Origin of the sequence: Planococcus sp. S3-L1 (genome assembly GCF_030063085.1) — a bacterium.
In the GTDB taxonomy this organism is placed as follows: domain Bacteria; phylum Bacillota; class Bacilli; order Bacillales_A; family Planococcaceae; genus Planococcus; species Planococcus kocurii.
The window spans coordinates 74,787-98,385 of sequence record NZ_JASISN010000003.1; the positions used below are offsets into that span (position 1 = coordinate 74,787).

Consider the following 23,599-nt stretch of genomic DNA (forward strand, 5'->3'; position numbering starts at 1 on the left):
AGTAAATGGAGTGAGTTTATTGAGAAAAACGAAAATTGTATGTACGATCGGACCTGCAAGTGAATCACCTGAACTACTAGAACGCTTAATCGAAGCGGGAATGAACGTAGCTCGTTTGAACTTTTCGCACGGTAATCACGAAGAACACGCTTTACGTATTAAACGAATTCGCGAAGCAGCTGATAAAGCTGGTAAAATTGTTGGGATTTTGTTGGACACAAAAGGTCCTGAGATTCGTACACATCAGATGGAGAACGATTCGATTGAACTCGTAACAGGTCAGAAAATCGAAGTTTCTATGACTGAAGTGTTGGGGACTGCTGAGCGATTTTCAATTACTTACGACCAATTAATCGAAGATGTTAAGGCAGGATCAATCATTCTTTTGGATGATGGCTTGATCGAATTGCGTGTTGAAAGTCTCGATATGGAAAACGGCATTATCCATACATCAGTTCAAAATGCTGGAACATTGAAAAGTAAAAAAGGTGTTAACGTTCCAGGCGTTTCAGTTCAATTGCCTGGTATTACTGAAAAAGATGCACAAGATATCTTATTTGGCATTGAACAAAACGTTGATTTTGTTGCGGCTTCATTTGTTAGAAGAAGTTCAGATGTGATGGAAATCCGTGGCTTGCTTGAAAAAAACAACGGCTCGCATATACAAATTATTCCGAAAATCGAAAACCAAGAAGGTGTCGATAATATTGATGAAATCATTATGGTTTCCGATGGCTTGATGGTGGCACGTGGAGATTTAGGCGTAGAAATTCCAGCAGAAGAAGTTCCGCTAGTTCAAAAATCATTGATCGAAAAATGCAATAGTGCAGGTAAACCAGTTATTACCGCTACGCAAATGTTAGATTCTATGCAGCGTAATCCGCGCCCGACACGCGCAGAAGCAAGTGACGTTGCTAACGCAATTTTTGATGGCACAGACGCTATTATGTTGTCAGGTGAAACGGCCGCGGGTATTTATCCTGTCGAATCAGTCGAAACGATGCACCGCATTGCCGAAACGACAGAATCTGCGTTAAATTATAAGCAAATTGTTTCAAATAGAAGAAAAGAAAAAGAGTCGAATATGACAGAAGCGATTGGTCAAGCTGTAGCTTATACGGCTTTGAACTTGAAGGTTCGTGCCATTATTGCCCCAACGGAAAGTGGCACAACGGCGAAAATGATTTCTAAATATCGCCCGGGAGCACCAATCATCGCAGTAACATCTTCAGAACGTCCAGCGCGCAAACTATCTTTAGTATGGGGCGTACAACCAATTATTGGTGCGTCAGTCCATTCGACAGATGAATTGCTCGAAAATGCGGTTGACGAAAGCTTAAAGCATGGCTATGTGAAACACGGTGACCTTGTCGTTATCACAGCAGGTGTCCCTGTAGGACAAGCGGGCACAACTAACTTAATGAAAGTTCATGTAATTGGCGATATTCTGGCTAAAGGTCAAGGAATTGGCAAGACAGTTGCTTTTGCAGAAACTGTAGTTGTTAGAAATGCAGAAGAAGCACTAGCAATCGATACAGAAGGTAAAATCATCGTAACAATCGGAACAGATCGTGACATGATGCCAGCCATCAACAAATGTGCAGGGATTATCACGGAAGAAGGCGGATTAACGAGTCATGCAGCAGTAGTCGGTTTGAGTCTTGGAATTCCGGTTATCGTGGGTGTTAGAGAAGCAACTACTCTAATTAAAACAAATTACGATATTACAATGGACGCAGAATCAGGCATCGTCTATCACGGCCATGCAAGTGTTCTGTAAAATTCCACAAGGAGGCTGGTCAAAATGATGAAATGGATTTTCTTGGCCTTAATTATTGTACCGTCTCTCGAATTGGCTTTGTTAATCTGGGCAGGAGGCAAGCTTGGCTTTTTCGTTACACTGGCAATTATTGTGGCAACGGGCTTGTTAGGGGCTTTCCTAGCTAAAAAACAAGGTTTAAAAGCATTAAAAGATATTCAAGCAGGAATGAATAGTTTCGAAGCTCCTGGTGATCAATTGTTGAATGCGGCATTCATTTTAGTTGGCGGAGTTTTGCTGCTGACGCCTGGGTTTATCTCTGATGCAGTGGGATTTACACTGCTTTTTAGCCCTACTCAAAAAATGTATAAGCCATTCATTTACCGAATGATTCACAAAAAGATGAAAAACACCCGGGTTATCGTAAGATAATGCCGGGTATTTCCATCGTTTCAGAGAGGAAATTTAATTTCTATAAGCGTTTCCATTCACAAATTCTACAAAGTTGATTATAATAGCTTAGTAAGGTCAAAAAACAGAAGTTCATAAACGCAGATGAGACATCATTCTGCATTTTTTTTTGGGAATGGTGAATTAGATTAGAGAAGGAGCGATTTAAATGACATCGTCAAAAGGTTTAGAAGGTGTAGTAGCAACACAATCGGCCATTAGCTCGATTATTGATGACACACTTACATACGTCGGCTACGATATCGATGATTTAGCCGTTAACGCAAGTTTTGAAGAAGTGATTTACTTGTTATGGCACCAGCGCCTGCCAAAAGCAGACGAATTGGTGGAACTCAAGCAACAATTAGCGGACAACATGGCCGTTCCACAAGCCGTGTTGGATCATTTTAAAACCTACGATATCAAACACGTTCACCCGATGGCTGCACTACGTACGGCAGTTTCGATGCTTGGCTTGTTCGATGAAGAAGCAGAAGTGATGGAGCCTGAAGCCAACTACCGCAAAGCCATTAAAATCCAAGCGAAGATTTCAACGTTGGTAACAGCTTTCGGTCGCATCCGCAATGGTCAAGAACCTGTTGCACCGAAAACAGACTTGAGTTTTGCGGCAAACTTCTTGTACATGTTGTCTGGTGAATTGCCAGAAGCGATTGAAGAAGAAGCGTTTAACAAAGCATTAGTTTTACATGCAGATCACGAATTGAACGCGTCAACGTTTACGGCACGTGTGGCAGTCGCAACGTTGTCGGATGTGTATTCTGGTGTCACTGCGGCAATTGGCGCGTTAAAAGGCCCTCTTCACGGCGGTGCGAACGAGCAAGTGATGAAGATGTTAACGGAAATCGGCTCGGTCGATAACGTGGAAACAGTCATCAACGAAAAACTAGCCAACAAAGAAAAAATTATGGGCTTTGGTCACCGGGTTTACCGCAAAGGCGATCCACGTGCGAAGCACTTACGCGACATGTCACAGAAATTGACCAAAATTCGCGGCGAAGAAAAATGGTACGACATGTCGGTGAAAATCGATGAAATCGTTACCGGTCAGAAAAACTTGCCACCGAACGTTGATTTTTACTCGGCATCGGTTTACCATAGTTTGAACATCGAACACGATTTGTTCACACCGATTTTTGCCGTGTCACGTACATCGGGTTGGTTGGCACACATTTTGGAGCAATACTCAAACAACCGCTTGATCCGCCCACGTGCAGAATACATTGGACCGGGCATGCAAACGTATGTGCCAGTTGAAGAACGATAAGAAATTTTTATCTATATTGTAAGATAAAAAAATACAACTTATAGGGCTAGCACTCTGTGCAGCCCTATGACTTTGACTACAGGAGGAAATTTAACATGACTAACGGCGAAAAAATCTCAGTAGAAAACGGTGTTTTGAACGTACCTAACAATGCGGTAATTCCTTATATTATTGGTGATGGAACAGGACCAGACATCTGGCATGCAGCATCACGTGTTTTAGAACAAGCAGTTACAAAAGCATATAACGGCGAAAAATCAATTGTTTGGAAAGAAGTTCTTGCTGGACAAAAAGCATTTGACCAAACAGGCGAATGGCTTCCAGAAGAAACTCTTGACGTAATCCGCGAATACCTAATCGCGATCAAAGGACCTTTGACTACGCCAATCGGTGGCGGTATCCGTTCATTGAACGTGGCACTTCGCCAAGAATTGGATCTTTACACATGCTTACGTCCAGTTCGTTATTTCGAAGGTGTACCTTCACCAGTTAAACGCCCAGAAGATACTGACATGGTTATTTTCCGTGAAAACACTGAAGATATCTATGCTGGTATTGAATACGCTAACGGTACGGATGAAGTGAAAAAATTGATTGCATTCCTACAAGACGAAATGGGCGTTAAAAACATCCGTTTCCCGGAATCCTCAGGTATTGGTATTAAACCAATCTCAGAAGAAGGAACAAAACGTTTAGTTCGTGCTGCAATCAACTACGCAATTACTGAAGGCCGCGAATCATTGACACTTGTTCATAAAGGGAACATCATGAAGTTTACTGAAGGAGCTTTCAAAAACTGGGGCTATGAAGTGGCTGAACAAGAATTCGGCGATAAAGTATTTACATGGAACGAATACGATGCAATCAAAGACGAAAAAGGGACAGACGCTGCGAACAAAGCACAAGAAGAAGCACTTGCTTCAGGTAAAATTCTTGTTAAAGATTCAATCGCTGATATCTTCTTGCAACAAATCCTTACACGTCCAAGCGAGTTCGATGTTGTTGCAACAATGAACTTAAACGGAGATTACGTTTCTGATGCTTTGGCTGCTCAAGTAGGCGGAATTGGTATTGCTCCTGGAGCAAACATCAACTACGATACTGGACATGCGATTTTTGAAGCAACTCACGGAACAGCTCCTAAATATGCTGGTCTTGATAAAGTAAACCCTTCATCTGTAATCCTTTCAGGCGTATTAATGCTTGAGCATTTAGGATGGACTGAAGCTGCTAAAATGATCACAAACTCTATGGAGAAAACAATTGCTTCTAAAGTTGTAACTTACGACTTTGCACGTCTAATGGACGGCGCTACAGAAGTGAAATGCTCTGAGTTTGCTGATGAATTAATCAAAAACTTATAAGCCTATAATCAAAAGAGAGGGAATCCCTCTCTTTTTTTTATGCCCATTATTATTAGGTTTTGATGAGATGTGTTATGTTAGAACTGAAGTGTCCCGGCAATGTAGGCGACAAAAGAGAAGAGTGAATTTTAGGGGTACTCAAGGAGAGACAACAAGAAAACTAATTTTGTAAAAGGAGAGATATTTCATGACATTCAAGCGCACAAAAATTTCAGTAATTGGTTCTGGATTTACCGGAGCTACTGCAGCGTTCTTACTAGCCCAAAAGGAATTAGGCGATGTGGTGTTAGTCGATATTCCACCAATGGAAGACCCAGCAAAAGGCAAGGCTTTGGATATGGCTGAAGCAGGTCCTGTTCTTGGTTTTGACGCGCGCATCAAAGGTACTTCTAATTACGAAGACACAAAAGACTCTGATTTAGTCATTATCACGGCAGGAATTGCACGTAAGCCTGGGATGAGCCGCGATGATTTGGTTCAAACCAATCAAAAAGTAATGAAAGCTGTAACAGCAGATATTGTGAAATACTCTCCGGAAACGACAATTATTGTTTTAACTAATCCAGTTGATGCCATGACTTACACGGTTTTTCAGGCATCTGGTTTACCAAAAGAACGCGTGATTGGACAATCAGGGGTATTAGACTCTGCTCGTTTTAGAACGTTTGTTGCTGAGGAACTCGATGTATCGGTTAAAGATATTACAGGATTTGTGCTAGGTGGACACGGCGATGACATGGTGCCACTGGTTCGCTATTCTTATGCAGGCGGTATCCCATTAGAAACGTTGATTTCTAAAGAACGCTTGGATGAAATTGTTGCACGTACACGTAAAGGTGGAGCAGAAATTGTCAATCTCTTGGGAAATGGCTCAGCTTATTATGCCCCTGCAGCTTCACTAGTAGAGATGGCTGAAGCGATTATTAAAGACCAGCGTCGCATTCTACCGACCATTGCTTATTTGGAAGGTGAGTACGGAATGGATGGAATTTATCTAGGGGTGCCGACCATTTTAGGTGCAGCAGGTATTGAGAAAATCATCGAAATCGATTTAAATGAAGAAGAAAAAGCTTTGTTAAATCAATCAGCAGATTCAGTGAAAGCTGTTATGAAGGTATTAACATGATGTAATAGATGATGGGTAGGGAGAATTCCCTGCTCATTTATTATTTTCTTGAACAAGCTATTCATAAACGTTACTCTTCCTGTCTCTTTCGTCGCTTGCGCTTTCATTGACTAAATTGATACTATAGAGATATTAAGAAAATGGAGGGATGTTGTTTGTTGCTTGGGAAAAAGCGGAAATTAGGCCGGCGAGTAGAAGATATCAAGATTGGTGAGAACTTAAAGCTGACAGAGAAAATTGAAGACAAAGATCTTCTCTTGTATTTGGGTTTGACAAATGACAGCAACCCGCTATATATCCAACATGATTTCGCTTTACAGACTAGTTTTGAAAAACCTGTCGTGCCGAATATTATGTTGACGGGTATTCTTACTTCTGCGGTATCAAAATACATACCGGGTCCTGGCTCTTATATTGTCAGTCAACAGTTGGAATTCTTAAAACCTGTTTATCATTACGCAACGATCGATTTTAACTTGGAAGTTGTCGAAGTGGATATCGAGCATAATAAGGTAGTTGTTCGGGTTGAAGGAATCAATGAAGACGGTGAAATTGTAGTGGCAGGACAACTTGCTGCGAACCCGCCGCGAATAGTGGAATAACGGACGGCTCATGCAACGAATTATGTTTAATGCGGTTTGAGATGGGGGTTTCAAACTGAGTGTGGAGGATGTAAAATGCTGAAAAAAATATTAATCATTGAAGACGAACATTCAATTGCGACATTGCTTTCTTATAATTTGGTTCAAGCGGGTTTTGAGACGATTATTGCCAATGATGGCAAACAAGGATTTGACTTGGCACTTAGCGAAAGTCCATCATTAATTGTGCTGGATTTAATGTTGCCATCAATGGACGGTGTCGAAGTGTGTAAATCCTTGCGTCAACAAAAAATTAATACACCGATAATTATGTTGACGGCTAAAGGCGATGAGTTTGACAAAGTTCTTGGCCTGGAGCTAGGGGCGGATGATTATATGACCAAACCGTTTAGCCCAAGAGAAGTTGTAGCACGCATTAAGGCAGTACTGAGAAGAGCCAGTAACGTTCCCACTGCACAGCAAGATTCTTCGGTAGCTATTTCACTCGGTGAATTAGCTGTTTATCCTGATCGTTTTGAAGTTTTTCTTAGTAAAAAACAATTGGAATTTACTCCAAAAGAGTTTGAACTGCTTGTGTATTTGATGGAAAACAAAAATCGGGTTTTAACACGTGATCAGTTGCTTAGCGCTGTCTGGAAATATGATTTCGCAGGAGATACACGCATTGTGGATGTTCATATTAGCCATTTGCGCGATAAAATAGAAGAAAACAGCAGAAAACCTACGTTTATTAAAACAATTCGGGGACTGGGCTATAAGTTCGAGGAGCCAAAAAACATATGAAATCGTTTCGTCGTCGTCTACTAGGCACTTTGCTCGTATGGATTGGCATGATGTTGGCTGGTTTGTTTATTGTCGTACTCCAACTACTGCCGATTTATGAAGGTGCTGAGAACAAGTCCGATATTTGGCTAGTTTTGTTTTTGACATTTTTGAGCGCGTTGCTACTGTCAGCCATAGTTGGTAACCGCGTGATTAATGTAAACATTAAACCGGTTGAAAATGCGACTGAGACTGCTTTGGAATTAGCCAAAGGCAATTATCTTGCGCGCGCAACGGAATCCAATGCCCAAGAAAGTGTCGAATTGAGTAGGACGATTAATGTTCTGGCCCGCAATCTTCAAGAAATTACAGCTGTGCGCGTCATGGAACAAGAACGACTAAAAACGTTAATTGAGAACATGGGAAGCGCACTGATCATGATTGATAGACAAGGTGCCGTTTCGCTTGTCAATAAGCCTTTTTTAGATGAATTCAACTTAAAACCTGAGGCGATATTGGGGAAGTTTTATAAGGAAATACAAGTTCCTAATGTGGTGGAAAATTTTATCGAAAATGTGTTTATGACGGAAACGCATTCACGTGCTCAGATTGAATTTGTATTGAGGTCAAAACAGAGGAATTTAAACGTCTATGGAGCACCGGTTATTGGGGAGCACGAACGTTGGTTAGGAATTGTTATCGTATTCCAAGATATTACGGAGTTGAAAAGATTGGAGCAAATTCGTAAAGACTTTGTTGCCAACGTTTCTCATGAACTTCGTACGCCTGTCACATCTATTAAAGGATTCTCAGAAACACTGCTGGACGGGGCCTACAAAGATACAGATACTTTATTGTCATTTTTAGACATTGTTCATACTGAGAGCAACCGATTGGAAATGTTGATTAATGATCTGCTTGATTTGTCGAACGTAGAACAAAGTGGATTTGAAGTAAATGCGCAACCGACTGATATGAAAGCCGTCATTAAAAGAGCAATCGAAATGATTCAGCCTAAAATTAATGAAAAATCCATTCAATTACAATTAGAAGTTCAGCCAGTAATAGTACTAGGTGATCCAAATCGCTTAATCCAAGTGATGATGAACCTTTTAATTAATGCTGTTACATACTCTAGTAATTATACTGAAATAACCATTCGGCTTTTTACGAAAGAAGATCAAGCCGTTATTCAAGTGGCAGACCAAGGAATCGGAATCGAGAGTTCTGAAATCAGTCGATTGTTTGAGCGTTTTTACCGTGTCGACCGAGCACGCAGTCGAAATTCAGGAGGTACCGGACTCGGGCTGTCTATTGTTAAACATTTAATCGAGGCACATCATGGGCAAGTGGAAGTTGATAGCACAGTAGGTGTCGGAACTACATTTACCATTTGCCTGCCCTTAGCTAGCTAATTTAGGAGGAACGTATGGAAACTAAACACCCATTTTTACCGATTATTATCGGTACAGACATGAACGCTTATAATATGGCTATCTCATTTCACGAGGCATATGGCATTAAGCCCATTTTAGTCGGCAAAGAACATTTATCGTTTACTTCACTAAGTTCGATTACGGAAACGATTGAAATACGTTCAGGTTTAGCGGATGATTCTCAGTTTGCTAACATTCTGATCGAAGTTGCACGTAAGTATAGAGCACCTGGTAAAACACTTTTACTCATTGGTACTAACGATCTTTATGTGCGCTTAATTATTGAAAATGCTAAAATTTTGCGAGAGCATTATGTTTTCAATTACATCAATGAAGAGTTGATGAACCAACTGCAAGTGAAGGCTAATTTCTATGAGCTTTGCAAAGTGCATGGTATTGACACACCGACAACGTTCTTTTATAGCTGCAATTCGAACAAGCCGTTTGAAGAAGAAATGATGTTCCCAGTTATTATTAAACCAAGCAACGGTATCGAATACAGCAGAAACAAGTTTGAAGGCCAGCAGAAAGTGTATAAAGTTGAAAGCCCAAAAGAAATGCACAACGTCATCCAGCAAATTAAAACGGGTGGTTACCGCGACGAATTGATCATCCAGGACTATATTCCAGGAGACGATACATTTATGTGGGATTCGGTTATTTACGCTAATTCGAAAGGCAAAACACAACTCGTTACTTTTGCGCAAGTAGTGTTACAAGAACATACTGTTACGGCAATTGGAAACTACACCGCATTGATCACACGCTTTGATAAAGACGTGATGGTCAAGCTGCAAAATTTCCTTGAAGCAGTCGGCTATAACGGGTTTGCAAATTTCGATTTAAAATACGACTCGCGCGATAATACATTTAAAGTATTTGAGGTGAACATTCGTCAAGGACGTTCTAGCTATTACGTCACAGCACTTGGGCATAATATGGCTGAGTATTTTGTGGATGATTTGATCTATCATACTGAAAAGTCTATAACGTATTTAAATGAAGATTTCCTGTTCACAGTCGTACCAAAAGCAGTCTTGCGCAATTTTGTCGCGAATAAAGCAGTGCTAAAAGACATTAAGCGCTTGATTAAAAAAGGACAATACGGGAATCCGTTATTTTATAAACAAGATAAGCATCTAAAACGAAAAATTTATTTATTGGCACGCCAAGTGAATTACTATAAAAAGTATAAAAACAATCAATGGTAAATTTACAGAAGCTTAACACTGGCTTCATACTTGGATGGTAAGGTTTACTAGAACCCCCTTCAACCGCATAATTTGAAAAAGAGTCCTTCCCCCGGACTCTTTTTCTGTTTTTCTGAAACTATTTCACTATTATTCCGTATAGTCAGTAACAAGAAAAAAGGAGGGGCCATCATGACAACTAAAAAACTACTAGCGGTGATTGGTTTATCAATTACGGGAATTCTTCTGCTGATTGCGATTTTTACTTCTTGGTACACGGTAGATGAATCCGAACAAGCAATCATTATTACATTCGGTGTAGCCAATGAAACGAATACTGAAGCTGGCTTACATTTTAAAATGCCATGGCCAATTCAAAAAGCAGAAATTCTTTCAAAAGAAACTTACAGCTTGAAATTCGGCTACAACCAAAACGACGAAGGTGAAATTGTGGCATTCGACAAAGAAACTAAGATGATTACAGGAGATGAAAACATCGTTCTTACGGACTTGATTGTTCAGTGGAAAATCACGGATCCTAAGAAATATCTATTTAATGCAGAAGCTCCTCAAGATATTTTGCATGATGCAACATCTGCATCTATCCGTTCAATTATCGGCAACTCGCTGATTGATGACGCACTAACATCTGGAAAAGCGGAAATTGAATCGGACACACGCGATCTGCTTGCTTCTTTAATTGAGAAGTACGATATCGGCATAACTGTGTTAGCTGTCAAACTCCAAGATGTAGAACTACCGAACGAAGAAGTGCGCGCGGCATTTACGAATGTAACAGATGCTAGAGAAACGATGAACACGAAAATCAACGAAGCCAAAAAATACGAAAACCAAAAACGTAACGAAGCCTTAGGAGAAAAAGCTGCGATTAATTCACGTGCAGAAGGTCAAAAAGTAACGCGTATTCAACAAGCAACAGGAGACGTTGCATTATTTGATAAATTGTATAAAGAATACGAAAACAATCCAGAAGTTACAAAGCAACGGATTATTATGGAAACCTTAGAAACAGTCTTGCCAAACGCCAAATTGTATATTATGAACGATGAAGGTGGAACGATGAAATACCTGCCACTTGAAGGATTGCAGACAACTATCCCACCGGTTGCGGAAACTGAAGAAGGGAGTGGCGACTAATGGAACCAAACAAACCTTTAGGAGAAGTGAAAAAATTCAACCCTTATGATAGGCCAAAAAAGAAAAAAGAACCGAGAGATCCGGTTGACTTTAAAAAATACTGGAAATTGATTGTCGGTTTAGTTGTAGCATTTGTTCTCTTGTTAATGGTCTTAACGAATGTGTATATTGTAAAAGAAAATGAATACCGAGTTGTTCGTCAATTTGGTGAAGTGGTGAAAATTCAAGAAGAGCCAGGCATCCGCATGAAAATACCCTTTATTCAAAGCGTTACGACTTTGCCGAACTATCAAATGACTTACGATGTTTCAGAAGCAGAAATTAATACGAAAGACAAAAAACGAATCATCATCGATAATTATGCAGTTTGGCATGTTGTCAATCCACTTGACTTGATTTCAAATGCGGGGACAATCGTCAACGCTGAATCCCGAATGGAAGAATTTATTTACTCGGTAGTTCGTACAGAACTGGGCCAGTTGGATTACGATGAAATCATTAATGATGAAAACTCTTCTAGGGGCAGTGTGAACGATGCTGTCACGGCGAAAGTGAATGAATTGCTAAACAAGGATCAATATGGCATTCAAGTGATGGATGTTCGGATAAAACGAACAGATTTACCTGAAGAAAATGAGCAGTCTGTTTATACGCGGATGATTTCAGAACGTGAGTCCACGGCTCAAGAATACTTATCTCAGGGAGATGCGAAAAAACGTGAAATGGAAGCACAAGCTGACCGACAGGCACAAGAAGTAATTGCTACAGCGCGTAAAGAAGCCGCATTAATCCAAGCAGAAGGCGAATCCGCAGCTGCTAAAATTTATAACGAATCGTTCTCAAAAGATCCGGAATTCTATGAGCTTTATCGCTCACTAGAATCTTATAAGAAAACAATTGGTGATGATACCGTCATCGTTTTACCATCTGATTCACCTTACGCAGAAATCTTATCCGGTAATTTCGAATAAGGCTAGAGCCGTCATTTCTCTTCTATTTGCCCGCGTGGTAAAATAGAGGGAATGATGGCTTTTTTTATGGAGAGGGGTAATTTTGTGGCAAAGAAAATACTTTTATTAGATGGCAATAGCTTGGCATATCGCGCGTTTTTCGCCTTGCCGCTATTGACCAATGAAAATGGCATTCACACGAATGCTGTATATGGATTTACGATGATGCTTCAAAAAATAATCGAAGAAGAAAAACCAACGCATATGATTGTGGCGTTTGATGCAGGGAAAACGACTTTCCGTCACAAGACATTTAGTGAGTATAAAGGCGGGAGACAAAAAACGCCGCCTGAGTTGTCGGAACAATTTCCTTATCTGAGAAAAGTGATTGATGCTTACGGCATTAAACGCTATGAATTAGACAATTACGAAGCGGACGATATTATCGGAACTTTGAGTCTTGAAGCAGAACAAGCGGGTGATGAAGTTGTGATTATTTCTGGAGATAAGGATATGACGCAATTGGCATCATCAACGACGACCGTCTTTATCACGCGAAAAGGGATCACAGATATCGAAAAGTACACAGTCGAGCATATTAAAGAAAAATACGGCCTGACACCCAATCAAATTATTGATATGAAAGGTCTGATGGGCGACGCATCGGATAATATTCCGGGTGTGCCAGGTGTTGGCGAAAAAACAGCGCTAAAATTATTAGCATCACACGGTTCAGTTGAAGGTGTTTATGAAGCAATTGACTTGCAAAAAGGCAAGATGAAAGAAAAACTAGTCGCCAATGAAGATCTTGCTTATATCAGCAAGCAACTGGCGACCATAGAACGACATGCCCCCATTGAAATTAGCATTGAAGAATTGAGTTATGCTGGACCAAATCAAGACGAATTGGTAAAAGTATGGACGGAATTGGCATTTAAATCTTTACTAGAAAAAATGGAATATACAGCAGAAGAAACAGTTAAAGAGGAATTACACTTCGAGGTACTGACTGCCATTGACCCAGCTATATTAAAAGACGAGATGGCTGTTCACCTAGAGTTATACGATGAACATTACCATAGCTGTGATTTACTTGGTGTTTCTTTAGCGACGGAGACGGAAACCTATGTAATTCCAATGACAGTTGTTGAGCAATCAGAAGAATTCAACAAGTGGTTCAAAGATCCATCGAAAAAGAAATTTATGGCAGACTCAAAAGCAGCAACTGCAGCATTTTTACGTATGGGCATTGAATTAAAAGGTGTCGATTTTGACTTGATGCTAGGTGCTTATATTGTGAATCCGTCGTTAACTTATACGGATATGGCGAGTATTGTTCAAGAGTACGGTTATAGAGACGTATCAACTAACGAACAAATCTACGGCAAAGGTGCTAAAAAGAAAGTGCCGGAAGAAACGATTCTAAACGAGCATATTGCTAGAAAAGCACGCACTATCTGGAAAGTTCGGCCATTAGTTATGAAAAAACTCGAAGAAAACGAGCAATTTGATTTATACGACAAATTAGAATTGCCACTGGCGACAGTTTTAGGTCAAATGGAGTCACTAGGCGTCAAAGTCGATCGCGATCAATTGTCCGAAATGGGCAAGGAATTGTCTCATAAGCTTGAAAAAATTGAATCGGATATACATGGGCTGGCCGGACAAGAATTTAATATCAATTCCCCTAAGCAATTAGGTGTCATCCTGTTTGAAAAACTGGGATTACCAGCTTTAAAGAAAACCAAAACCGGTTACTCAACAGCAGCAGATGTTCTAGAAAAACTAGAGGGGCAGCACGAGATCATCTCGCATATTCTTATGTATCGTCAATTGGGCAAACTATTGTCCACTTATATAGAAGGATTGCTAAAAGAAGTACACGAAGACGGCAAAGTCCACACCCGGTTCCAACAGGCTCTTACAACAACTGGTCGACTTAGTTCAACTAATCCGAACTTGCAAAATATCCCGGTGCGTCTTGAAGAAGGACGGAAAATCAGGAAAGCCTTTATTCCTTCAGAGCCGGACTGGGTAATGGTCGCAGCGGATTATTCACAAATTGAATTGCGTGTTTTGGCAGATATGTCGGAAGATGAGCGTCTCGTGCAAGCTTTTAAAGATGACCGAGATATTCATACAACAACGGCTAGCGATGTTTTTCATGTTCCTATAGAACAAGTGACAGGCGATATGCGAAGAGCTGCTAAAGCCGTTAACTTCGGAATTGTTTATGGCATTAGTGATTATGGTTTGTCTCAAAACTTAAGCATTCCACGGAAAGAAGCAGCAGATTTTATTGAACGTTATTTCACAAGTTTTCCTGGCGTCAAAAGTTATATGACAACGATTGTGGCAGACGCAAAGCGTGATGGATTTGTCACGACATTGATGAACCGGAGACGCTATTTACCGGATATTACGAGTTCTAACTTTAATTTGCGTAGCTTTGCAGAGCGTACAGCGATGAATACGCCGATTCAAGGGAGTGCAGCGGATATTATTAAAAAAGCGATGATTGATATGGATGCAGCACTCGAGCGTGAGGGGATGCAAACGCGTATGCTGTTGCAAGTACACGATGAATTAATCTTTGAAGCACCACCTGAAGAATTGGAGAAACTGATGAAATTAGTACCTGAAGTAATGGAACATGCAGTGAAACTAATTGTGCCGTTAAAAGTAGACATCGCCAATGGTGCAACTTGGTACGATACTAAATGATCGGAGGGTAACGATATGCCTGAACTTCCAGAAGTAGAAGGTGTCGTTCGGCAGATCCGCCCTGTTTCTATTGGTAAAAAAATTGAGGCAGTAACGGTATCAGACATTATTCGCTTATCGAAAGCGAATGGCAAAGAAGCAATCATTAAGCGGATGGAAGCCGACCGTTTTGTTGATAGCTTAACAGGAGCGCAAATTGTCCGTGTCGAGCGACGCAGCAAATATATTTACTTTACATTGCGAAAAGACCATGAATTTTTATTAGTTAATCATTTGGGAATGTCAGGAGCTTGGTTTTACGTCGACCAGCTTCAGTCTATTCCGGAAGATAAATTCCGGCGACACGTTCATGTCATTTTGACATTGAGCGATGGCAACTTACTAGCGTTTTCGGATATTCGTCGTTTTGGGGAAATGAGGGTATTGCAAGAAGAGGCAGAATTCCCTCCTTTACTGCTGATGGCACCGGAGCCTTTTGAGCCAGGTGCGCGAGAACATTTTTTGGCGATGGCTGAGAGTGCTAAATACCAAAACAAAGCAATCAAAGAACTTATTATGGACGGCCAAATTATTTCGGGTTGCGGTAACATTTATGCAACAGAAGCCCTTTTTAAAATGAAAATACATCCCAAACGAGCGGCTAGGCGCATTAGTCGGAGACGAAAAGTAGAACTATTTGAGTCAATTGTTGCTATTTTGCTAGAAAGCATAGAAGCAGGCGGAAGTACGATTTCGGATTACCGCAACATCAATGGTGAATCAGGCAGCATGCAAGATCGTTTTGGTATGTATGGAAAAAAACAGTGTATGGTTTGTGGCACGATGACGAAGACGCTGAAAATCGGAGGTCGGGCATCTGTATATTGCCCAACTTGCCAGAAATGAGGATGAATAATGATCATTGGATTGACAGGTAGCATTGCCAGTGGAAAAAGTACCGTATCCGAAATGTTAAAAAATTTAGGCTATCCGATTATTGATGCGGATCTTGTCGCGCGGTTAGTAGTAGAACCAGGTTCTGACACCTTAGGACAAATCGTTTTAGCATTTGGCGATGAGATACTGCGCGAAGACGGAACGATGGACCGTGCAAAACTAGGCGAAATCATTTTTAACGATCCGGCAAGTCGCAAGATATTGAACGATATTATTCATCCGGCAATTCGTCAGGAAATGCTCCGGCAGCGGCAGGATTTTTTGGCGCAAGGATTCAAGACCATCATCATGGATATTCCGTTATTATTTGAGAGCCGCCTACAGCACTTGGTCGATAAAATTTTAGTCGTCAGTGTTACCGAAAAAAATCAATTTGCTCGGCTAGTGGAACGCAACAACTTTACTGAAAAAGAGGCGCGGGCACGTATTAGTTCACAACTGCCAATGTCTGTAAAAGAAGATGGAGCGGATGCGGTTATCTACAATAACGGTACATTGAACGAGACGGAAAGCCAATTAAATCGAATTTTAGCAAATTGGCAAACCAGCCTTGAAAAAGAATAAAAGATATGTAATTTTAAAGGTTCTCTAAATAGGTGATTGTGTTATACTATATAAGAAATTAAAAATATGAGTATAACTTAATTACAAACGGAGGATTCCTACATGACAGTTTCTATTGCAATTAACGGATTTGGCCGTATTGGCCGTATGGTTTTCAGACAGGCGATATTGATGGATGATGTTAAAATAACAGCAATCAACGCTTCGTATCCAGCTGAGACCCTGGCGCATTTGATTAAGTATGACACAAATCACGGTACCTTTACGGGTGACGTATCTTCAGAAGAAGATGCTTTAATTGTCAATGGAAAACGGGTTCAATTGGTAAGTGAGCGCGATCCACTGAATTTGCCATGGAAAGAAATGGGCATTGATATCGTCATCGAAGCAACTGGGAAATTCAATTCACGTGAAAAAGCAGCGCTGCATTTAGAAGCAGGAGCTAAAAAAGTGATTTTGACAGCGCCTGGAAAAAAAGAAGATATCACAATCGTTATGGGAGTTAATGATGATAAACTAGACATTGATAAGCATGATATCATTTCCAACGCTAGCTGTACGACCAATTGTCTAGCACCTGTTGTAAAAGTGCTGAATGATACATTTGGAATTGAAAATGGCTTGATGACGACCATCCATTCTTACACAAACGACCAGCAGAACTTAGATAATCCGCACAAAGATCTTCGGCGCGCGCGTGCCTGTGCACAATCCATTATTCCAACTTCTACGGGTGCTGCGAAAGCGCTATCATTAGTGTTGCCTGAGATGGAAGGGAAACTTCATGGTATGGCATTACGAGTGCCAACTCCAAATGTATCCTTAGTCGATTTAGTTGTTGACTTGAACACAGCAGTGACAATTGAAGAAGTTAATAGAGCTTTCAAGGAAGCTTCTGAAAATAGCTTAGAAGGAATTTTGAGCTTGACGATGGAACCATTGGTTTCTGTTGATTTTAATAGCAATTCAGATTCGGCAATTGTTGATGGATTATCAACGATGGTTATTGGCGATCGCAAAGTAAAAGTTTTGGCATGGTACGATAACGAGTGGGGCTATTCAGCACGTGTAATCGATTTGACTAAAAAAGTTGCCAATGCCATGGTTCTTGTTTCTAAATAAGTCTGAATGCCCTGTTCTCTAGTTTTTTAAAAAGAGAAACAGGGTTTTTCTCTGTCCATATGATCGTAAAAATTCTGAATCAATAAGATATTGTTATTGCATTTGCGATAAATACGTTTTATACTATGAATCGTAGTTGAAAAATGACTACCACTTCTGACTTTCCATCGTGTATTCGGAATTAGGAGCGTAAGATTTTTTATTCACATGACTGCTTAAAGGGTTAGGACCTCTTTGGACTAACTTTCCCCCGTGGTAGTCAACTTTGAATATTTTGCGCAAAAACCAAAATGATATCAAAGGGGGAAAACGAACCATGGAAACAATGGGACGTCACGTAATTGCAGAACTTTGGCAGTGTGATTTTGACAAATTAAACGATATGGATTTTATCGAACAAACTTTTGTTGATGCAGCACTCAAATCTGGAGCTGAAGTAAGAGAGGTAGCTTTTCATAAATTCGCACCACAAGGTGTTAGCGGAGTTGTGATTATCTCAGAATCTCACTTAACGATTCACAGTTTTCCAGAACACGGCTATGCGAGTGTAGATGTTTACACTTGCGGCGATTTAGATCCGACTATTGCAGCGGAATATATCGCAGACGCACTAGGTTCAACATCACGCGAGCTTGTAGAAATACCACGCGGTATGGGACCAGTAAGTGTTGAGAAATCCAAAGTTTCAGTAACAGCATAATCCATTTAACCAAAAACACGTGAGCAGAGGATGAAATCCTCTGCTTTTTCTATTTTTTCAATGATTTTTTGTTATACTAGATACACGAGATAGAGAAGTTAGGGAGATGTAAAAATGAAATGTCCAGCTTGCCAACATAACGGCACACGTGTTGTCGATTCGCGGCCAATAGACGAAATGAAATCCATCAGGAGGCGAAGAGAATGTGAGTCTTGCGGTTATCGCTTTACGACATTTGAAAAAGTGGAAGAAATGCCACTGATTGTTGTCAAAAAAGATGGCTCACGTGAAGAGTTCAGCCGTGAAAAAGTTTTGCGTGGCGTTATTCGCGCATGTGAAAAACGGCCGGTATCTCTAGAAGTGTTAGAAGAAGTTGTCTTTACGATTGAGAAAGACCTTCGCCGTGCGGGTAACCCAGAAGTAAAATCTGAAGAAGTCGGAGAATTGGTCATGAATCGACTAGCAACAATCGACGAAGTAGCATATGTTCGCTTTGCTTCAGTGTATCGCCAATTTAAAGACATCACTGTTTTTATTGATGAACTCAAGGATTTGCTAAATAAAACTCCGGAAGACAAGAAAATCGATTAAGGCGGTGACTTATGACTGCATATTATAAAGAGTTGCAGCCTGCTGATCCATTTCGAATTCGCTTACCTTATCCGTTTTCAAATTATGATCGGCAACTTCTAACATTGCTCTATCAACCTATGATTGGTGCGGAAGCCATTGCATTGTATTTAACTTTATGGGCTGAAGGAGAAGTGACTAGTGAAGAGTCGAGTCATTATACATTGATGAATATGTTGGGGAATTCTATTTCGAAAATATTTGACGCTAGAATCCAGTTGGAAGCAATTGGATTGCTTAGAACGTATAAAAATCAAAGCAGTGAGCGTTCTTTCATCTATGAGCTGTGTCCGCCACTCGATCCAAAAACGTTTTTTATGGATCCGTTATTGTCTATGTTTTTATTTAGCAAAATTGGTGAAACGTCTTACCGAAAAGTTCGCAAACGTTTTGCCATCGAAACGGAGATTCCGACTGATTACGAAGAAGTGTCGAGAACCTTTACCGATATTTTTCAACCAGTTCATGCTAAAGCAGGCTATCCCGCTAAGAAAAAAGATTTACAAGAACGAAAAAATGGGGGATACAGCACAGAATCAGATTTTGACTTTGGTTTATTGCAACAAGGGCTTTCCGAGCAATTAGTCCCCAAACGTGTATTAACGGGCAGCATAAAAGCCTATATTGCCAAATTGGCTTTTTTGTATAGTTTGGACCCGCTTGAAATGCAAATAGTTGTCTTAATGGCGATTGATGACAATTATAAATTGACGACTGATCTTTTAAAAAAAGCAGCAACCGAGCATTACAAAATGAAAGTATCCACTACAGCGCCGCAACTGGTTCCTGTACATAAAGCAACAGAACCTGTTGAAGCAACAGATGAAACGTCAAAAACAAAAGAAGATGAGTTATTGGTTTATTTAGAGACTGCAGCTCCTATCCAAGTACTGAGAGATATTGCGGATGGCCACGAACCGTTGCCGGCAGATGTGGAACTAGCAAACCAATTAGTCACTTTTCACAAGATGGAGACAGCGGTTGTAAATGTATTGCTTCACTATGTGTTGCTACGAACCGATATGAAGCTAACCAAAGCATATGTGGAGAAAATCGCTTCGCACTGGCTACGCAAGAATATTACAACCGCAAAAGATGCAATGGAAATTGCCCGTGTCGAGCACACGCAGTATATGAAGTGGAAGTCTGAAGGCTCGCTAACGACTATCGCCAAACCATTCACAGGCAATCAAAAGCCGCTGCGTGAAGAACGATTGCCGGAATGGTTCCATAAAAAAGACGATATACCTGTTGCTAAAGCAGAGCCAAGAAACGAAAGCTTAGAAGTAGAAAAACAAAAACTTCTTGCGAAACTTGCGCTGAAGAAAGGAAAAGGTGGTTAAATGGAACCGATTAGCGAAACCTTAAAACGTGTAGTCAATGCCCCTGCTTTTTCTGAGCGTTACGGTGAAATGCGTAAAGAAGTATTGGCGCATGTGGGAGTTCAAAAATTCTTGGAAAATCACGCAGACGAAATTGACGCACCTACTATTGATAGAGGGCTTCATAAGTTATACGAATACATCGACCAATCCCATGATTGCAACAAATGTCCTAGCTTGGATGGCTGTATTAATCATTTAAAAGGTTTTGAGCCGAATCTTGTATTAGAACGTGGAACTATCGGAATTTCGTATACAAAATGTCGCTCAAAGGATATTCACGACAACAAACGTCATGCATCTTCTTTAATCCATAGCATGTATATGCCAAAAGAAGTGATGCAAGCGACACTGGACGGCTTTGAATTAGATGACAGTCGCATGGAAGCGTTTCGAGCGGTTGGTGATTTCCTCGATCAAGCAACGGGTCCTGACAATTTACCTGAGAAAGGATTGTATCTTTATGGACAATTCGGTATCGGGAAATCGTACTTATTGAGCGCAGTGGCAAATGAACTGGCTGAGATCAATGTGAAATCTGTGTTGGTATTCGTTCCAGAATTTATGCGAGAAATGAAACAGGCGATTGGTGATCAAACATTGCAGGAAAAAGTGGATTATGTGAAAAAAGCAGACGTCTTGATGCTAGATGACATTGGAGCTGAAGCAATGTCAAGCTGGACACGAGACGAGGTACTTGGAACAATTCTCCATTACCGGATGTCTGAAAAACTGCCAACATTTATGTCATCAAACTTTAGTTATACCGAGCTGGAGTATCATTTAACCTATTCGCAGCGCGGAGAAAAAGAAGATTTAAAAGCGGCGCGCATTATGGAACGAATTCGTGCATTAACGAGTCCAGTTAAACTTGATGGACGCAATCGAAGAAATTAAGTGCGAGAACTATTGCCTTTTGGAACAATTCGGTTTATAGTAATAACAATCGAACCAAGATTTTACATGCCTTGACAAGGACATGAGCGGAATTTACGACTTTCAGAGAGAGAAGCCTAGGCTGTGAGCTTCTTAAGTATCGTTTTTTCGCTTACCCCCTTTGAGCAGCAGCTGTGAACAGTTTTTTAGTAGCAGCTGACGGTACCGGCCCGTTAGCCGATGCAGAGCTTCATTTTGAATGGTTTCAGCTGTTCAAAATAGAAGAAGGGTGGAACCACGAGCTAAAGCTTCGTCCCTTTTGGGATGGGGCTTTTTTCTGTGGAAAAAAAGAAAAGCGGAGATGGCCGTTTTGCTCTGACAGGCATAAGGTGGACTTCCGAAGCGGCGCTTTTGCCGCACAGGAAGGACAGTTTATGACCCGAGGAGCAGGCCATTGCAGCTAGACAAGAATAAAGAAATGTCTACCAGACCCTGTGGTTTAGACATTTCGACCAGAGTTAACTAAAAGGAGAGATTGACATGGCAAACATGATTCAACTGAAATTCCCAGACGGAGCAGTAAAAGAGTTTGAACAAGGCGTAACTACTGAGGAAATTGCTCAATCAATTAGCCCAGGATTACGGAAAAAAGCATTGGCTGGTAAAATGGGCGATAAATTAGTCGATTTACGTGCACCTTTAAAAGAAGATGGAGATATTGCAATCATCACACCAGAATCTGATGAAGGTTTAGAAGTATTGCGCCACAGCACAGCACATTTATTGGCACAAGCGATCAAGCGGATGTACCCAGATGCGAAGCTCGGTGTGGGACCGGTTATTGAGAACGGTTTTTATTATGATATCGATACAGAGTCAGCAATTACTTCAGAAGATTTGCCATTGATTGAAAAAGAAATGAAGCAAATCATCAATGAAAATGTTGAAATTATTCGTCATGACGTGACTCGTGCAGAAGCACAAGAACGATTTGCAGCGATTGAAGATCCGTACAAATTAGAACTTCTTGAAGCCATTCCTGAAGATGATCAAGTATCTATCTATGAGCAAGGTGATTTTTTCGATCTTTGCCGAGGTGTTCATGTACCATCAACAGGTAAATTAAAAGAGTTTAAGTTATTAAGTGTGGCCGGAGCATATTGGAGAGGGAACAGCGACAACAAAATGCTTCAGCGTATTTACGGAACTGCCTTTTTCAAAAAAGAAGATTTAAAAGCGCATCTTGAAATGCTAGAAGAAGCAAAAGAACGTGATCACCGTAAAATCGGAAAAGAATTGAATTTGTTCATGAACTCTCAAAAGGTCGGTCAAGGCTTGCCGATGTGGTTGCCAAAAGGCGCCACAATCCGCCGCATTATCGAGCGTTATATTGTCGATAAAGAAGAGCGCTTAGGCTACGATCACGTGTATACGCCTGTAATGGGTAGCGTGGAATTATACAAAACAAGCGGACATTGGGATCATTACCAAGACGATATGTTCCCAGTGATGAAAATGGACAATGAGGAATTGGTATTGCGTCCAATGAATTGCCCGCATCATATGATGATTTTTAAACAAGGTATCCACTCGTATCGTCAGTTGCCAATTCGTATTGCTGAACTTGGGTTGATGCACCGCTACGAAATGTCAGGTGCATTGTCGGGTCTTCAACGCGTTCGCGGAATGACGTTGAATGATGCGCATCTTTTCGTACGCCCAGACCAAATCAAAGAAGAGTTCAAACAAGTCGTCAACTTGATTGTTGAAGTTTACAAAGATTTTGATATCAAAGATTATTCATTCCGTTTGTCTTATCGCGACCCAGCAGATAAAGAAAAATACTTTGATGATGATGCCATGTGGAATCGTGCACAAGCGATGTTAAAAGAAGCAATGGATGAAATGGAGATTGACTATGAGGAAGTAGAAGGCGAAGCGGCATTTTACGGACCGAAAGTAGACGTCCAAGTGAAGACAGCTCTTGGTAAACAAGAAACTTTGTCAACTGTCCAACTAGATTTCCTTTTGCCAGAACGCTTTGACTTGTCTTATGTCGGAGAAGATGGCAAACAGCATCGTCCGGTCGTTATTCACCGCGGAGTCGTGTCAACAATGGAACGTTTTGTTGCATTCTTAATCGAAGAATACAAAGGAGCTTTCCCAACGTGGCTGGCACCTGTCCAAGTGGAAATGATTCCAGTCTCGCTTGACGCTCATAGTACTTACACAAAAGAACTTCAGGAAAAACTGCAGTCGCATAAAATTCGTGTAGATATCGATGAGCGCGATGAAAAATTAGGCTACAAAATTCGTGAAGCACAAATGCAAAAAGTACCGTATATGCTTGTGATCGGAGATAAAGAACTACAAGATGGTTCGGTGAATGTCCGTAAATACGGCGAACAAAAATCTGAAAGTATGCCGTTTGAAGATTTTGTTAAACTGGTTCAAAGTGAAATTCGTTAAACATCTTGACTTCTTTTACAACGCGTGATATTATGAATAAGGTTATAGAATACTTATATGTGCAAGCAGGAGCACCCGCTTCTCACCTGATCGACCGATTGTTGGCAGGTATAC

At 40.7% G+C, this 23,599-nt stretch carries 20 protein-coding genes and 1 other annotated feature (1 of these 21 running past the window's edge); all 20 genes read left to right on the forward strand.

The features are described 5' to 3' along the window. The first annotated feature begins 19 nt into the window (after nt 1-19). The 20 genes from pyk to thrS all read left to right on the forward strand — a co-directional run bounded on the left by pyk (nt 20) and on the right by thrS (nt 23,485). Entirely contained in the window at nt 20-1,780 is a 1,761-nt protein-coding gene (pyk, locus tag QMF37_RS04350; protein WP_058385725.1) for a pyruvate kinase, read from the forward strand. Nucleotides 1,781-1,804: 24 nt separating this feature from the next. After that, nucleotides 1,805-2,191 carry an FxsA family protein gene (locus tag QMF37_RS04355; RefSeq protein WP_058385724.1) on the forward strand — a complete coding sequence of 129 codons (387 nt, stop codon included), beginning with the start codon at nt 1,805-1,807 and terminating at the stop codon, nt 2,189-2,191. A 187-nt stretch (nt 2,192-2,378) separates the two neighbouring features. Beyond that, nucleotides 2,379-3,494, forward strand: a complete 1,116-nt coding sequence (citZ, locus tag QMF37_RS04360; RefSeq protein WP_078080301.1) for a citrate synthase — start codon at nt 2,379-2,381, stop codon at nt 3,492-3,494. Nucleotides 3,495-3,589: 95 nt separating this feature from the next. Continuing rightward, nucleotides 3,590-4,858, forward strand: a complete 1,269-nt coding sequence (gene icd, locus QMF37_RS04365) for an NADP-dependent isocitrate dehydrogenase (protein ID WP_071153180.1) — start codon at nt 3,590-3,592, stop codon at nt 4,856-4,858. Between the two features lie 187 nt (nt 4,859-5,045). Beyond that, on the forward strand, nt 5,046-5,984 hold the full coding sequence (gene mdh / locus QMF37_RS04370) for a malate dehydrogenase (protein WP_071153181.1): 939 nt from the start codon (nt 5,046-5,048) through the stop codon (nt 5,982-5,984). Nucleotides 5,985-6,139: 155 nt separating this feature from the next. Further along, on the forward strand, nt 6,140-6,586 hold the full coding sequence (locus tag QMF37_RS04375; RefSeq protein ID WP_071153182.1) for a MaoC/PaaZ C-terminal domain-containing protein: 447 nt from the start codon (nt 6,140-6,142) through the stop codon (nt 6,584-6,586). A 75-nt stretch (nt 6,587-6,661) separates the two neighbouring features. Continuing rightward, nucleotides 6,662-7,369 carry a response regulator transcription factor gene (locus QMF37_RS04380; protein WP_071153183.1) on the forward strand — a complete coding sequence of 236 codons (708 nt, stop codon included), beginning with the start codon at nt 6,662-6,664 and terminating at the stop codon, nt 7,367-7,369. After that, nucleotides 7,366-8,763 carry a two-component system histidine kinase PnpS gene (gene pnpS / locus QMF37_RS04385; RefSeq protein WP_071153184.1) on the forward strand — a complete coding sequence of 466 codons (1,398 nt, stop codon included), beginning with the start codon at nt 7,366-7,368 and terminating at the stop codon, nt 8,761-8,763. The genes QMF37_RS04380 and pnpS overlap by 4 nt, the downstream gene beginning before the upstream one ends. Nucleotides 8,764-8,777: 14 nt before the next feature. Next, the gene (locus tag QMF37_RS04390) at nt 8,778-9,995 is read left to right on the forward strand and encodes a carboxylate--amine ligase (protein ID WP_071153185.1); all 1,218 of its coding nucleotides are present in this window, start codon (nt 8,778-8,780) and stop codon (nt 9,993-9,995) included. 171 nt (nt 9,996-10,166) lie between these two features. Further along, nucleotides 10,167-11,132: an FtsH protease activity modulator HflK gene (gene hflK / locus QMF37_RS04395; RefSeq protein WP_078080302.1), complete on the forward strand. Its 966-nt coding sequence runs from the start codon at nt 10,167-10,169 to the stop codon at nt 11,130-11,132. Beyond that, on the forward strand, nt 11,132-12,103 hold the full coding sequence (hflC, locus tag QMF37_RS04400) for a protease modulator HflC (RefSeq protein WP_058385716.1): 972 nt from the start codon (nt 11,132-11,134) through the stop codon (nt 12,101-12,103). The genes hflK and hflC overlap by 1 nt, the downstream gene beginning before the upstream one ends. A gap of 66 nt (nt 12,104-12,169) precedes the next feature. Beyond that, the gene (gene polA / locus QMF37_RS04405) at nt 12,170-14,806 is read left to right on the forward strand and encodes a DNA polymerase I (RefSeq protein WP_071153212.1); all 2,637 of its coding nucleotides are present in this window, start codon (nt 12,170-12,172) and stop codon (nt 14,804-14,806) included. A gap of 15 nt (nt 14,807-14,821) precedes the next feature. Beyond that, on the forward strand, nt 14,822-15,691 hold the full coding sequence (mutM, locus tag QMF37_RS04410) for a bifunctional DNA-formamidopyrimidine glycosylase/DNA-(apurinic or apyrimidinic site) lyase (RefSeq protein ID WP_071153187.1): 870 nt from the start codon (nt 14,822-14,824) through the stop codon (nt 15,689-15,691). Nucleotides 15,692-15,700: 9 nt separating this feature from the next. Further along, a complete protein-coding gene (gene coaE / locus QMF37_RS04415; protein ID WP_071153188.1) occupies nt 15,701-16,306 on the forward strand; it encodes a dephospho-CoA kinase in 606 nt (201 codons plus the stop codon). Between the two features lie 102 nt (nt 16,307-16,408). After that, nucleotides 16,409-17,428 carry a glyceraldehyde-3-phosphate dehydrogenase gene (locus QMF37_RS04420; protein WP_058385712.1) on the forward strand — a complete coding sequence of 340 codons (1,020 nt, stop codon included), beginning with the start codon at nt 16,409-16,411 and terminating at the stop codon, nt 17,426-17,428. A gap of 316 nt (nt 17,429-17,744) precedes the next feature. After that, complete coding sequence (gene speD, locus QMF37_RS04425; RefSeq protein WP_058385711.1) at nt 17,745-18,128, forward strand: adenosylmethionine decarboxylase; 384 nt, start codon at nt 17,745-17,747, stop codon at nt 18,126-18,128. A gap of 114 nt (nt 18,129-18,242) precedes the next feature. Then, a complete protein-coding gene (gene nrdR, locus QMF37_RS04430) occupies nt 18,243-18,719 on the forward strand; it encodes a transcriptional regulator NrdR (protein WP_058385710.1) in 477 nt (158 codons plus the stop codon). An 11-nt stretch (nt 18,720-18,730) separates the two neighbouring features. Continuing rightward, nucleotides 18,731-20,101: a replication initiation and membrane attachment family protein gene (locus tag QMF37_RS04435; protein ID WP_283476804.1), complete on the forward strand. Its 1,371-nt coding sequence runs from the start codon at nt 18,731-18,733 to the stop codon at nt 20,099-20,101. Continuing rightward, complete coding sequence (gene dnaI / locus QMF37_RS04440) at nt 20,102-21,037, forward strand: primosomal protein DnaI (RefSeq protein WP_071153189.1); 936 nt, start codon at nt 20,102-20,104, stop codon at nt 21,035-21,037. Nucleotides 21,038-21,556: 519 nt separating this feature from the next. Next, the gene (gene thrS / locus QMF37_RS04445; RefSeq protein ID WP_071153191.1) at nt 21,557-23,485 is read left to right on the forward strand and encodes a threonine--tRNA ligase; all 1,929 of its coding nucleotides are present in this window, start codon (nt 21,557-21,559) and stop codon (nt 23,483-23,485) included. Nucleotides 23,486-23,542: 57 nt separating this feature from the next. Next, nucleotides 23,543-23,599, forward strand: a sequence feature (ribosomal protein L20 leader region); it runs 84 nt beyond the window's last position.